This is a genomic window from Thermoflexus hugenholtzii (assembly GCF_018771565.1).
Lineage (GTDB): Bacteria > Chloroflexota > Anaerolineae > Thermoflexales > Thermoflexaceae > Thermoflexus > Thermoflexus hugenholtzii_A.
Map to the genome: position 1 here is coordinate 725,961 of NZ_CP076326.1, position 12,870 is coordinate 738,830.

The 12,870-nt window shown below is 66.7% G+C and carries 10 protein-coding genes; 9 read left to right on the plus strand and 1 reads right to left on the minus strand.

Annotated elements, in window-relative coordinates; translation table 11 throughout:
• The first annotated feature begins 3 nt into the window (after positions 1-3).
• The 3 genes from KNN16_RS03400 to KNN16_RS03410 all read left to right on the plus strand — a co-directional run bounded on the left by KNN16_RS03400 (position 4) and on the right by KNN16_RS03410 (position 2,184).
• Complete coding sequence (locus tag KNN16_RS03400; protein WP_299287826.1) at positions 4-1,107, plus strand: DUF763 domain-containing protein; 1,104 nt, start codon at positions 4-6, stop codon at positions 1,105-1,107.
• A gap of 75 nt (positions 1,108-1,182) precedes the next feature.
• Positions 1,183-1,536, plus strand: coding sequence for a hypothetical protein (locus tag KNN16_RS03405; RefSeq protein WP_299287829.1), 354 nt, complete (start codon positions 1,183-1,185; stop codon positions 1,534-1,536).
• A 3-nt stretch (positions 1,537-1,539) separates the two neighbouring features.
• Complete coding sequence (locus KNN16_RS03410; protein ID WP_303898813.1) at positions 1,540-2,184, plus strand: hypothetical protein; 645 nt, start codon at positions 1,540-1,542, stop codon at positions 2,182-2,184.
• 35 nt (positions 2,185-2,219) lie between these two features.
• Here the strand turns inward: KNN16_RS03410 and KNN16_RS03415 are convergent, their stop codons facing one another.
• A complete protein-coding gene (locus KNN16_RS03415) occupies positions 2,220-5,012 on the minus strand; it encodes a glycosyltransferase family 39 protein (RefSeq protein ID WP_303898816.1) in 2,793 nt (930 codons plus the stop codon).
• Between the two features lie 264 nt (positions 5,013-5,276).
• Here KNN16_RS03415 and KNN16_RS03420 point away from each other — a divergent pair, with 264 nt between their 5' ends.
• From KNN16_RS03420 to KNN16_RS03445, 6 genes are all read left to right on the plus strand, one after another.
• Positions 5,277-5,966 carry a response regulator transcription factor gene (locus KNN16_RS03420; RefSeq protein WP_303898818.1) on the plus strand — a complete coding sequence of 230 codons (690 nt, stop codon included), beginning with the start codon at positions 5,277-5,279 and terminating at the stop codon, positions 5,964-5,966.
• Positions 5,967-6,253: 287 nt separating this feature from the next.
• On the plus strand, positions 6,254-7,039 hold the full coding sequence (locus KNN16_RS03425) for a response regulator transcription factor (RefSeq protein ID WP_303898820.1): 786 nt from the start codon (positions 6,254-6,256) through the stop codon (positions 7,037-7,039).
• A complete protein-coding gene (locus tag KNN16_RS03430) occupies positions 7,036-7,956 on the plus strand; it encodes an SDR family oxidoreductase (RefSeq protein WP_303898823.1) in 921 nt (306 codons plus the stop codon). The genes KNN16_RS03425 and KNN16_RS03430 overlap by 4 nt, the downstream gene beginning before the upstream one ends.
• A gap of 12 nt (positions 7,957-7,968) precedes the next feature.
• Entirely contained in the window at positions 7,969-10,017 is a 2,049-nt protein-coding gene (locus KNN16_RS03435) for a hypothetical protein (protein ID WP_303898825.1), read from the plus strand.
• A 5-nt stretch (positions 10,018-10,022) separates the two neighbouring features.
• Entirely contained in the window at positions 10,023-11,459 is a 1,437-nt protein-coding gene (locus KNN16_RS03440) for a flippase (RefSeq protein WP_303898828.1), read from the plus strand.
• Between the two features lie 3 nt (positions 11,460-11,462).
• On the plus strand, positions 11,463-12,869 hold the full coding sequence (locus KNN16_RS03445; protein ID WP_303898831.1) for a glycosyltransferase family 4 protein: 1,407 nt from the start codon (positions 11,463-11,465) through the stop codon (positions 12,867-12,869).
• The last annotated feature ends 1 nt before the right edge of the window (position 12,870 follow it).

Here is a 12,870-nt window from a genome sequence, read left to right on the forward strand (position 1 = left end):
CTTATGCCGCGCACCGGGTTCGCGGATCTTCCGCTCCATACAGGCCGGGCGCCTCGCTGGCTCTTCGTTCGCATGACCGCCCTGGCCCGGGAGATCATCACCGTTCTGGTCGATGAGTTCGGGACGGCGGAGGTGCTCCGTCGCCTGAGCGACCCTTACTGGTTCCAGGCCTTCGGCTGCGTCTTGGGCTATGACTGGCACTCCAGCGGCCTCACCACGGTGGTCTGCGGGGCTTTGAAGGAAGCCCTGAAGGAGGCCGGGCGGGAGCTGGGCCTGTTCGTGGCCGGAGGGAAGGGGAGGGCCTCGCGGCGCACGCCGGAGGAGATCGCGGCCGCCGCCGCGCACCTCCGAAGCGACCCCGAAACCCTGATCCGGGCCAGCCGGATGGCAGCGAAGGTCGACAACCACGCCCTCCAGGATGGCTACCAGATCTACCATCACGTGATGGTCTTCGATCGAGAGGGACGGTGGGCGGTGATCCAGCAAGGGATGAACCTGGAGAACCGCTATGCGCGCCGGTATCACTGGCTGAGCGAGACAGTCGTGGACTTCGTGAACGAACCCCACGCCGCGGTCTGTTGCGATGAGCGGACCCGTCCTCTCAACATGGTCGCGGCGGAGGCGGAGGCGGCCCGACATGCGGTGGCTGAGCTCTCCCGCGAGAAGCCCTGGCGGCTGCTCCAGGAGCTCCGGCGCCTGCAACGCCTGCGCCTCCCGCCTCACCACGAGATCCTGCTCCGGGACATCCACCCGGATCATCTGGCCTCGATCTTTGTGAAGACCTATGAGGCGCAACCGGCTTCGTTCGCGGAGCTGCTCGGCCTCCCTCAGGTTGGCGCCAAGACCATCCGGGCCCTCGCTCTCCTGGCGGAGCTGCTCTACGGCACCCCCCTGTCGTTCCGGGACCCGGCCCGCTTCGCCTTCGCTCACGGGGGGAAGGATCGCCATCCATTCCCGGTAGACCGGGCCCTCTATGACCGTTCGATCCGGATCCTGCACGAGGCGGTGGCCCGGGCCCGGGTAGGGGATCGGGAACGCCTGGAAGCGTTGCGGCGCCTGGCCGAGTGGCAGCGCGCCCTCCTCCGGTCAGAACACCCGTCCCCATGACCCGAGGCGTGAAAAACCTCCCCGGCCCCCTCAACCCGGCGAAGGATGAACCGATCCATTCGGATGAGGTGCGCGATGTCCGGCCTGCTCCATTCGGTGTGGATCCCTTTGCTCGTCCTGCTTTACCAGGGCCTGGTTGTGGTCGCTAACGTTGGATTCAAGCGCTCGGCGGAGAGCACGACGGCGACCGCTTTCCTGGCCTGGCAGGTCCTGGGCAACTTGGCGGGTTTCCTGAGCGTCCTGACCTACACCGCGCTCCTTCGCTGGCTCCCGGTCCACGTCGCGGTGGGCCTCACGATGGGGCTGGGCTTCGCCAGCGTCCAGGTGTTCACCGCCTGGCTGATCTTTCACGAGCCCATCGGGTGGTCGAAATGGCTGGGGACCGCGCTGGTGGTGCTGGGGATCACCCTGATCGCCGGGGGGCGTTGAACCATGCAGACCATGGTGGAGGCCCTGGTCCACCAGCTGGATCCTCTTCTGCGGCGCGCGCATGGCGTTCGGGAGTTCACCGATGACCCGCGGTGTCTGCTCCGGGTGGCCATCGGCGCATGTCCGCGTGACCTCGTGCTTTGCGATGGCACCCAGCTTCGCCGAGGAGAGCCTATCCTTGAGCTCCATCTGTGGAACGAGAGGATCCCCCGCATGCCCCCGGAGGGTCCGGATCTGGCTTGGGGTCTGCAGTTCTACCGGCAGGCCATCGCTTCCCTCCGGCTGATCGCGCAGTGGATGGAGAGCCATCCGGAGGCCCGGAAGGCCCGGGCGCTCCGAGGGGAGACCTCGCTGATCGATCCCATGCGAGGGCTGATCCGCGACCTGGGCTTTGAGGTGTTTCGGGTGGAACGGGGGGCGAGCGGCTGGCGATGGCTCCGCTATCGGATGGATGATCTTTACGTGTGGATGCTGATGCAGGCTTACAACCCCGCCAGCCTGCGCGGCAAGCGCCTGCATCAGCTGGAGCGGGTGGAGTTCTGGATCTCCCGCGAGCGCTTCCTGGAGCGCTACGGGAACGCGCGTTCTTTGAGAGGAGAAGCCCGGATCTCTCCTCCTCCGCCTGAGGGGACGCAGGCTGCGTCCTGAGCGTTGAGCCGGAAGCGGGGGCGGGGCCCTTGCCGCTATGGCACCGCAGACCCCTGGATGCGCACCGGCAGGAGGATGTGGTCGCTTCCGTCCTCCGCTCGCAGGCGCTGCATGGTCTCGGGGTCATACATCACGACGATGAGGCGGCCCTCCCCGCGCAGGGGCTCCCGGAAGGTCACCGGATGCGGATCCTCGATGAACTCCCCGAAGACCCATGAGGTAGTGGGGGAGCGTCCGTCCGCCGGCGGCCGGTCGTCCTGACCGATCAGGCGTCCCTCCGCGTTCAGGGCCTGCACCGAGACCACGTAGGGACGCTCGATGGGCGTTTCGTTCAGCGCCCGCCAGACCAGCTTCACGTTGAGGCTTTCCCCCTCCCGCAAAGTGGTCCGATCCAGAGTGACCCCCACCAGCTCCGCGACGCCGGGGAACCGACGGCCCACCGGGATGTCGAAGGGCGGGGCCTCGAACCGACGCGGGCGCCCCGCGATCTCCACCGTTCCCAGCGAGAAGGAAGCCCCCTCTCCCCAGCGCAAGCGCACTTCGGCTTTCCCCGCCGTCGCCTCGGGGGGGACCCAGAGAGTCCGGCGGTCCAGCACAGGCAGGCCCGGGATCCACCGGGAGACCGGATAGCGGCCGTAGCCCGGATCTCCTTGCTGTCGCCCGAGGATCTCCTCTCCTCGCAGGAGCTCCAGGGTCAGCGGTCGATCCGGCAGGCCGGAGTGCGTGGCCCGGAGCAGAAGCGATGCATGGAGGGGCTCCCCCGGTGCCACGGTGGAGGTGGAAAGCTGGAAGCCCAGCAGCTCCAGGCCGTCCCCCAGGGGAACAGGGGCGGGGAGCTGAGGGATCCCCGACATGGTGCCGTAGGGGTCCACCTGCATCCGGGGCGGATCCACCCGGACGGCGCCCAGGGTAAGGCTCCGCCCTCCCGGATTGCGGGCCTCGTCCAGGATGTCCAGCCCTTTGAGATCCGGCTCTCGATAGAGGGTGACGGTGAGGGTGTAGGGCCCGGGCGGCGCGCCCAGCGGGATCGGGACCACGAAATACGTGGTGGTCTCCTCGCCGGGGGTCCAGCGCGCGGTGTAGCGGTGGAGGTCGTTCATCAGCATCCAGTCCATCCCGCTGATGCGCTGCCGGCCGGCGTCCAGGAGGCTGACCGCCGCCTTCAGGTTCTCGGAGATCGGAGCCGGCATGCGCCAGCGGAGGGCGACGGCGATCCCCTCGCCGGCATGTCCCTCTGTTTCGTAGAAGACGCCGGACAGAAGCAAGCGATCCCCGAAGTTCACCGCCGCCGGCTGCAGCGGCGGCATCGCCACCGGGCGCTCCAGCTCATACACCCGGAGGGTGTATCCCGGGAACTCCCGGTGATCGACCAGCCGTCCGGCGTGTTCCAGAAGGAAGGGGATGAAGCGCTTGTCGTCGGTCACCGAGCGGAACCAATGCAGGAGGAAGACACGCCGTTTGCCGGCGGTGATCGCCCGGAGCTCCGCCAGCCCCTCCGCCTCCCGCCCCCGCATCTTGATCCCCTGGATGGGGGAAGGCCCTGCGTAATATTGTTGCAGCGTGTATTCCTCCGAGTCCACCACGATGGCGTCGTCCGGGGTTGTCACCCCGGTGAGATAAGCGGCCACCCCCCGCACGTCCTCCCGGAAGAAGGCGGGGTCATAGTAGACGATCCACAGCCCCTGGAGGAAGGTGGCGCCGATGGCCACGGCGAGGGCCAGCGCGAGGAGACGAGCGGGCCCGCGTCGGAGGCCCTGCGCCCGCCAGAGATCCACCATCAGGAAGGCGTCGGTGAGCAGCAGCGCCGGCGTGAGCATCAGGATGTAGCGAGGGTGGACGATGGGCTTCCAGCGGGTGATGCCGAAGACCAGCAGGAGCGGCACCGCGAAGGCGGCCAGCCACAGCGCCGGGGCGGCGGGGACGCGGCGGAGGTCCCGTCGCCGGCTCCAGAGGGCCAGCGCCAGGGCTCCGGCGAAGGCGAGCCCATAAGCGGCGGAGGCCCCGACGAAGCCGGGGCGGGGGGGCGGCTCGCCGGTCTTCCCGAGCACCTCCCGGATGCCGATGTTGAAGAAGTGCCAGGTGAGGGAGAGGAACTCGGGCAGCGTGGGGAACGTGGCCCGCTCATCGCTGTGCTGGCCGGTCTGGCGGTAGGCGGGCGGGAGCCATGGGGCGTAAGCCAGCACCACCAGCGCCTGGGTCAGCGCCCAGCGTCGGAAATTCCATCGACGATCTTCGATAGGTTGGCGCAGGAGCAGGAGAAGGGCGGTCAGGTTCAGGAAGGCCACCGCGACCACCGAGAAATAGTGGGTATACATCATGGCGGCCTCCGCCACCCCGATGGCGGCGAGGGTCGAAGCCGGCCAGCGCCGGGTTTTCATCAGGCGGGCCAGCAGGAGGAGGGCGATGAGATATTCCAGGGCGAAGAGGGTATACATCCGGGTTTCCTGGGAGTAATACACATAAGCGGGGGCCAGGACGGCCAGGCCGGCGGCGAGCAACCCCACGGCGCGCCCGGCCCCCTCCCGGCCCGCCCGGTAAAGCAGGGGAAGGATCAGGATGCCGAAGATCGTGGAAAGAAAGCGCGTGGTGAACTCGGTATAGCCCGTGAAGGATCCCCAGAGGGAGAGCAGAAGGTAATAAAGCGGGGGATGGATGTCCACCGCCGTCATGCGGATGGCGGTGAGGAAGCCGTGGCGGGCCAGATAGGTGCTATAGCCCTCGTCCCACCACCAGCTCTGGACGGCGATGCGGTGCAGCCGCAAGGCGAAGGCCATCCCGATCAGCCCCAGCAGAAGGATCCAGATCCATATCCGGCGGCTTAAGGACATCCCGACGCTCCTCTTAGGTCCCATCGGAGTCCGAAGCCCGAGCAGGTCCCTGCCGGCCCGGGCTCCGGCCAGGGATCCCATGGTAAGCGGGATCGCCCCCTCCGGCGAACCGACCAGGGGGGACGAAAGTCCTATATCCGGAGTGGCGATCCTCCTTTATACTCAACTCAAAATAATTGGCGTTCGGGGTGAGCCATGAAGGGATCCGGATGGCTCTTATCTTCAATGCCCGATATGCAGACCGCAAAGGGAGAGGATCGCCCGATGTCTCCTACTTTGTTGGTGATCGATGACGATCGGGGATTCATCGATCTGCTCCGCAAGCGCCTGGAAGGGGCCGGATATCGGATTCTGGCGGCCCTGGATGGAGAGACAGGGCTGCGGATGCTGGAGTCGGAGCGACCGGATTTGGTGATCCTGGACATCATGATGCCGGGGATGGACGGCTATGAGGTCTGCCGGCGGATCCGCCAGGTCTCCGAGGTCCCGATCCTCATGCTGACGGCCAAGGGGATGACCCCGGATGTGGTCCGGGGCCTGGAGGTGGGAGCGGACGATTATGTGACCAAGCCCTATGAGACGGATGTGCTGCTGGCCCGCATCCGGGCCCTCCTGAGAAGAGCCCAGCGCCAGCCGCCGCCGGAGCAGGGGGTTTACCGGTGCGGGGAGATCGTGCTGGACCTGGATCAACATACCGTGACGGTGGCCGGGCGCCCCGTATCGCTCACCCCCCTGGAGTTCCGGTTGTTGAGCGTGATGATGCGCAACCCCGGGCGTCTGCTCCCCCACCGTTATCTCCTCACCCAGGTTTGGGGCCCTGAATACGCGGAGGATGTGGACAACCTCAAACTGTATATTCACTATCTCCGTCAGAAAATCGAGCCCGATCCTCGTCACCCTCGTTATATCCTCACAGAGTGGGGGATCGGTTACCGGTTTCAATGTGAAGGATGAGCGCTTCATGATCTAAAATCCCGCTCCTCCCTTGAGAGCCGGGGAGAGACCTCCGGCGGCCTCCCGGGTCTTCTATTCCTCTCCAAAGTTCGGCAGCATATCCCGCAGCGTCGATCCGTCCGGCTTACCCCCTCGCCGATGCCGCCTTCCAAATGAATTCAAACGAAAATCTTCACCTTTTCCAACTTCTGTTGGGTAAAGTGTAAGAGGAAGAGACGGGGCGGTCCTGGGGGTGGGACACGGTCCGGTTCTCCCTGGGTCCCCAAGATAGAAGGGAGGGATATGCGATGGTGAATGGGACGCGAAAGGAGCCGGCGAGAGGGGGTTTCAACGGCGATGCGGCGCTGCGGGTTCTGGTGGTGGACCCCAGTCCGGAGATGCGGCAGCTGCTTCAGCAGGCGTTGAGCGCGGAACCGATGCGGGTGTATGTGGCTTCCGGGCCCACGGAGGCCCTGGCCATGCTCCCGGTGGTGACCCCCCATCTCATCCTCACCGAGCTCGTCTTTCCGGATCATGACGGCTTCCGTTTCTGTCAGCAGCTGCGGGCGGCCACCTCCAGCCCTATCCTCGTGATCTCCGCAGTCCGCTCGAATCAGGACGTTGTGCGGGCCTTCGATATGGGGGCGGACGATTTCATCCCCAAGCCCTTCGCCCTGATCGAGTTGCAGGCGCGCATGCAGGCCCATCTGCGCCGGCAGGCCTGGCAGGGGCATCAGCGGGCGCTGACCTACTATGCGGACGATCACCTGGTCATCGATCTCAACCTGCAGGAGGTGCGGGTTCAGGGACAACGGGTTCGCCTCTCCCGGATCGAATACCGGCTGCTGGCTTGTCTGCTCCAGCACGCCGGCCGCGTCGTTCGTCATGAGACCTTGCTGCAGGCGGGTTGGGCGGATCAGGGCTGGGATCCTCATTACCTCAAGCTTTACATCCGACATCTGCGGAACAAGATCGAACCGGACCCCTCCCGCCCCCGATACATTGTGACGGTGTGGGGCGTGGGCTACCGCTTCTGCCCGCATCCCTCAAAGGCTTCCTCACAACCCCAGGACTTCCAGGAGGTTGAGCCATGAAATGTCTGGTCACGGGCGGGGCGGGCTTCATCGGCTCCCATGTGGTGGACGCGCTGATCGCCGATGGGCATGAAGTCGTGGTGGTGGACAACCTGAGCACGGGCCGACGGGAGAACCTGAACCCGCGGGCGCGCTTCTACGAAGTCGACATCCGCAGCCCCGCTCTCGCTGAGGTGTTCGAGCGGGAGCGCCCCGAGGTGGTCAACCACCATGCGGCCCAGATGAGCGTGCGGATCTCCATGGCGGATCCCATGTATGACGCGGACGTGAACGTGCTGGGCTCGCTCAACCTGATCCGCCTCTCCCTGCAGTATGGGGTGAAGAAGTTCATCTACATCTCCAGCGGGGGCGCGGTCTACGGGGAGCCGGTTTACCTGCCGTGCGATGAGGCTCACCCCATCCGCCCGCTCTGCCCGTATGGGGTCACCAAATTCATCGTGGAGCAATACCTGGCGCTGTTCCATCACCATTATGGGCTGCGCTATACCGTCCTGCGCTACCCGAACGTGTATGGCCCCCGACAGGATCCGGAGGGGGAGGCCGGGGTGGTGGCCATCTTCATCGGGAGGATGTTGCGGGACGAGCCGGTGGTGATCAACGGCACGGGCGAGCAGATGCGGGATTTCGTGTATGTGGAGGACGTGGTGGAGGCGAACCGGATGGCCCTGGAGAACGGGGATGCGGAGGTTTTCAACCTGGGGAGCGGGCGGGGAACCACGGTGAACGAGATCTTCCAGATGCTGGCGGCCATCACCGGCTACCGTCGGGAGCCGATCTATGGCCCGCCGAAACCCGGGGAGACCTTCCGTATCTATCTGAGCGCCAAGCGGGCGGAACAGGCCTGGGGCTGGCGGCCGCGGGTGGACCTGGAGGAGGGACTGGAGCGGACCGTGGCCTTCTTCCGGGCTCGGCGGTGAGGGGAGCCTCCCATGGAGCGTTTGCAACCCTATCTGGATGCCCTCCGCCGCTGGTGGTGGTTCCCGGTGCTGTGCGCCCTCCTGGCCGGGCTGGGCGGTTACGTCTACACCCGGCAGCAACGACCGGTCTACGCCGCGCGGGTCACCCTGATGGTGGGCTCCAGCCTGATGAACCCCAGTCCGGACCCCCAGGAGATCGGCCTCAGCCGGACCCTGGCCCAGATCTACGGGGAGATGGCCCGGCGCCGGCCGGTTCTGGAGCAGACCATCCGGCGGCTCAACCTGACCCTCTCGCCGGATGCCCTGGCCCGGGCGGTGGAGACCCGTGTGGTGTTCAACGCCTCGCTCCTGGAGATCTACGTCTACGACTTCGACCCCGAACGGGCGGCAGCGCTGGCCAACGCCCTGGCGCAAACCTTGATGGAGCAGGCGCCGGGGGCGCGGACGGCGGCGGATGAGCAGTTCCTGCAGGCGCAGCTGAACGACATTCAGAAGAAGATCGAAGACACCGATCGGAAGATCCAGGAGCTGCGCCAGCAGATGGCCCGGATGACTTCGGCGGCGGAGCTCCGGGAGGCCCAGGATCAGCTCCAGGCCCTGGAGCAGCTGAAACGGGACTATCAGCAGACCTACGCCCAGCTGATCGGGGTGATGAACCAGGGACGGGTGAACACGCTCCGGGTGCTGGAGCCCGCGCTCCCGCCCTCCCGACCGGTCTCCCCCAGCCTGCTGCGGAACCTGGCGCTTTCCGGTGGGGTGGGGTTGATCCTCAGCCTCAGCGTGCTGATGGCCCTGGAGCTGTTTATGGGCCGGGCGGTGCAATGGGATGGGGGGCTGACGATGTTCAACCTCCCCATCCTGGGCGCTATCCCCCACTGGCGGAACCGGAGGGACCCCCTCATCGTCCGCAGCGCCCCGGATTCCCCGGACGCTGAGAGCATCCGCTCCCTGCGCCTCCGGGTCCTCCAGCTCCTGGGGCGGGAGGGGCCCCGGACGGTGCTGGTCACCAGCCCGACGCCGGAGGACGGCAAGTCCTTCGTGGCCAGCAACCTGGCGGCGGCCCTGGCCGAGGCCGGTGTGCGCACAGTCCTGGTGGAGGCCGATCTCCGCGGGGGAACGGTGGCTCATCTCTCCCCTCAGGAGATCTCCCACGGGCTGGTGGATTATCTGGAGGCCGAAGGGGGGGAGCTTCGCCTGGAGGATCTCCTGATCCCCATCGATGGCGGCCTCACGATCCTCCCGATGGGACGGATCCCGCGGGACCCCGGGTGGTTGCTGAGCTCGCCCCGCTGGCAGGCGATGCTGAGGCAACTGCAAGAACGTTATGAGATGGTGGTCCTGGATGGGCCGCCGACGCTGTTCACAGCCGAGCTGGAGCTCCTGGCCCAGGCGGCGGATGGAACCCTCTTGGTGGTTCGGGATGGGGAAACCCCGCGCCGGATGGTTGGGCAGGCCCGTTACGTCCTCCGGGGCCAGCGGATCCTGGGTCTGGTCGTCAACGATGTCCCCCGGCGGAAGCTCGGCCAGCGGTATGGTTACGCATATGGTTACGGGTATGGCTATGGCCGCTATCGGGAGCGCGCAGAAGCCCGAGGGCTCGCCCATGGGATCCGGGGCTGGTGGGCGCGGCGGCGGGCTCGCCCGGCCAAGACGGCAGCCTGGGAGAAGCCAGCCCCATCGCCGGCATCTCCCGAGCCGCCGGCCGCTTCTCTCGAGACGCCTTCCAGGCCGCTCTTTCCGCCTCCTGTCTCGATGCCCGGCCCGGCCTCGGAACCGCCGGCTCCATCTGCTGCGGAGGAGGTCCCCCCGATGGAACGCGAGGAAGCGCGCGGGCCCTTCCTGGGCCTCCAGCCGGAGGAGCTGGAAGGAGTTTTCCTGGAGGAGACCGCCCCGGCAGCGGAGGTAGAGCCCGCGAAGGCAAAGGCCGCCGCCATGCCTTTCGTCGATGTGGATCCGGAGCTGTTGCAGGAGCTCCTCGACGGACCGGCGGAGGAAACATCCGTGGCGCTTGCGACGTCGCAGGAGCCGGAAGAGGAGGGAAAAGAGGGTGAGGCCGGATGACCGGGATGGCACGGGTGGTGCTCCGCAACACGCTGTTCTCTCTGCTCGGGCGCCTGACGGTGAAGGCCCTCGCCTTCGCCTTCTCGGTGTGGGTAGTGCGGCGCCTGGGGCAGGAGGCTTTCGGTCAATATGCCACGGCCCTGGCTTATGTGACAGCCTTCGCGGTCTTCTCCGATTGGGGGCTGGCCCCTTATCTGGTGCGGGAGATCGCCCGGGATCGAGGCCGCGGGGGGGTGCTGGTGGGGAACGCGGTGGCCCTCCGCTTCCTGCTCTCCATCGGGACCATCGGGTTGATCCTGGGTGTGGCCCGCTGGAACGGGCAGCCTCCGGTGTTGCTCGGGGGGATCGCCCTCGCCGCCCTCTCGCTGGTGCTGTATGCCTTCCAGGGGCCTCTGGAGGCGGCGCTGCAGGGGATCCGCCGGCTGGATATCGTCTCGGCTGCGGGGGTGTTGCAGCAGCTGATCTTCGTTGGGCTGGGGACGCTGGCTTTGTGGAAGGGATGGGGGTTTTACGCCCTGATCGGGGCCTCCCTGATCGGGACCACAGGAGCGCTGTTGCTCTCTTTGGGAATGAGCCGTTCCCTGGGCCTTCTCGCCCTGGAGCGTCCGGAGTGGCGATTGTGGCCCGCTCTGTTGCGGGCGGGGTTGCCTTTCGGCCTCATCGGCCTGGCGGTCAATCTCTCTTACAAAGTGGACACGATCCTGCTCAGCCTGTGGTGGCCGGCGGGGGTGGTCGGCTGGTATAACGCGGCGTATAACCTGATCTTCTCCATCGCCATCCTCTCCAACGCGGCGAACCTGGCCCTCTATCCCTCCATGGCCGCTCTTCGGGATCCTGAGGCCCTGGCCGCGGTGGTCCGACGTTCCCTGGGTTACCTGTGGATGATCTCCATCCCCTTCGCAGTAGGGGGATGGGTGCTGGGGGATCGGCTGATCCCGGGTCTCTACGGGCCCTCTTTTGTCCCCTCGGTCCCAGCCTTCCGCGTTCTGATCGGCGTCGTTCCCCTGATGTTCCTTTCGGAGTATCTGGGCTACGTGATCCTGGTGCGGGATCGGGAGTGGATGGTGGCTCGCTCCCTGATCGTAAGCACGTCTTTTAACATCCTGACGAACTTCCTGCTCATCCCGCGCTACGGGTTGATGGCCGCCGCGTGGGTCACGTTGCTCACGGAGGCCCTCCTGGTGGGCCAGTATGGATTCCTCCTCCGGCTGTGGCGAGGGGTGATGGCGGATTGGAGGCTCTTTGTCAAGCCGGCCCTGGCCGCGGCGGGGATGGGCCTGGCCCTGGAGATCGCACGGGGGCTCCCCCTGGGGGCGATGCTGCCCCTCGGCGCTTTGGTGTATGGCCTAGCCCTGTGGGCCCTGGGCGCCCTCGGCCCTGCGGAATGGCATCTGCTGCGTCAGATAGTCCATCGAACTCCTGTGGCCGGCGAGGTGGGGTAAGCCATGTTCATCGTCCTGGCCGCGCCGCACTATCCTCCGCGCAACATCGGCGGGGTGGAGTTCTTCGTCCAGGCCCTCGCCCGCGGGCTCCACCGACAGGGGCACCGGGTGGAGGTGGTCAGCGTGGAGCGCATCGAGCACGGCCCTTTCCCCCGGGTCACCGCCCAGGTGGATCGGGAGGAGGGGTTCCCGGTGTATCGCCTGACGGTGCGCTGGCGGAGGGGCCCGGCGGGCCTGCGGGATCGTTACGACAACCCGGCGATGGAGCTGTGGTTCCGGGCGTATTTCCATAGCCGCAGCCCGGATCTCTTCCACCTGAACAGCGGCTATCTGCTGACGGTTGCGCCGTTGCGGGCGGCGGCCCAGGCAGGGATTCCCACCGTGGTCTCATTGCACGATTTCTGGTTCCTTTGCGCCCATCACACCCTGTTGCGGCCCAGCGGGCAGGTCTGCCCCGGGCCGGAGGACCCGGCCGGTTGCGCCTACTGCTGGCTCAGTCAGGGCCGGCGCTACCGGTGGATGGAAAAGGCCCTGGCCGCGCTGGGCGTGGAGCGCCCCCATCGGAAGGCCGGGCGCCTTCTGCGCCCCTGGCCGTTCTTCCGTCCATGGGCCCAGGAGATGGCGGCGCGCCTGCGCGCCACGATGTCTGCGCTGAATCAGGCGACCGCCATCCACAGCCCCTCCCGGTTTCTGGTTCAGACCTATCGGACCTTTGGGATGCGCGCGGAGAGGGTCTCCGTCCTCCCGAATTTCGTCCCCCCTGATCTGAGCTCGGATATCCCGCGCCGGGAGCGGGGAGGCCCGCGTGAAGTGCACGTGGTGTATATTGGTCAGATCGCCCCTCACAAGGGGATCCACGTTCTGATCGAAGGGTTTCGGCGGGCGAAAGCCCGGCTGAGCGCATCGGGCGCTCCCATGTTGCGGCTGACGATCTATGGGAACCCTCAGGCGTTCCCTGCGTATTCGAGGCTCCTGGAGCAGCGGATCGCCGGGGACCCGGCCATCCGGCTGGCAGGGGTCCTCCCTCGAGAGCGGCTCCGGGAGGCCCTTGCAGAGGCGGACTGGTTAACTCTTCCGTCCTGCTGGCTTGAGGTAGCGCCTTTTATCGTGATAGAGGCCCTGGCCGCTGGGGTCCCTGTGCTGGCCAGCGCGGTGGGGGGCATCCCCGAAGTGGTCCATCACGGGGTCAACGGATGGCTGGTCCCTCCCGGCGATCCGGAGGCGATCGCGCAGGCGCTGATCCGATCCGTCCGGGAACCGGAGTGGCTGGCGCAGCTGCGCGCGCACGCAGGCCCGGTTTTCTCCTTCGAGCAAGCGATGTCCGCCTGGATCTCGCTGTATGCGGAGATCGCGGGGAGGGCCCGGACGCCTGAGACGCTCCAGGAAGCCGTCCTCCATGAATCCGCTTGAG

What these genes read in the sequence shown, in the direction of transcription:
- KNN16_RS03400 (WP_299287826.1), top strand. Translation starts at nt 4, where the DNA reads ATGCCGCGCACCGGGTTCGCGGATCTTCCGCTCCATACAGGCCGGGCG.
- KNN16_RS03405 (WP_299287829.1), top strand. Translation starts at nt 1,183, where the DNA reads ATGTCCGGCCTGCTCCATTCGGTGTGGATCCCTTTGCTCGTCCTGCTT.
- KNN16_RS03410 (WP_303898813.1), top strand. Translation starts at nt 1,540, where the DNA reads ATGCAGACCATGGTGGAGGCCCTGGTCCACCAGCTGGATCCTCTTCTG.
- KNN16_RS03415 (WP_303898816.1), bottom strand. Translation starts at nt 5,012, where the DNA reads ATGTCCTTAAGCCGCCGGATATGGATCTGGATCCTTCTGCTGGGGCTG.
- KNN16_RS03420 (WP_303898818.1), top strand. Translation starts at nt 5,277, where the DNA reads ATGTCTCCTACTTTGTTGGTGATCGATGACGATCGGGGATTCATCGAT.
- KNN16_RS03425 (WP_303898820.1), top strand. Translation starts at nt 6,254, where the DNA reads ATGGTGAATGGGACGCGAAAGGAGCCGGCGAGAGGGGGTTTCAACGGC.
- KNN16_RS03430 (WP_303898823.1), top strand. Translation starts at nt 7,036, where the DNA reads ATGAAATGTCTGGTCACGGGCGGGGCGGGCTTCATCGGCTCCCATGTG.
- KNN16_RS03435 (WP_303898825.1), top strand. Translation starts at nt 7,969, where the DNA reads ATGGAGCGTTTGCAACCCTATCTGGATGCCCTCCGCCGCTGGTGGTGG.
- KNN16_RS03440 (WP_303898828.1), top strand. Translation starts at nt 10,023, where the DNA reads ATGGCACGGGTGGTGCTCCGCAACACGCTGTTCTCTCTGCTCGGGCGC.
- KNN16_RS03445 (WP_303898831.1), top strand. Translation starts at nt 11,463, where the DNA reads ATGTTCATCGTCCTGGCCGCGCCGCACTATCCTCCGCGCAACATCGGC.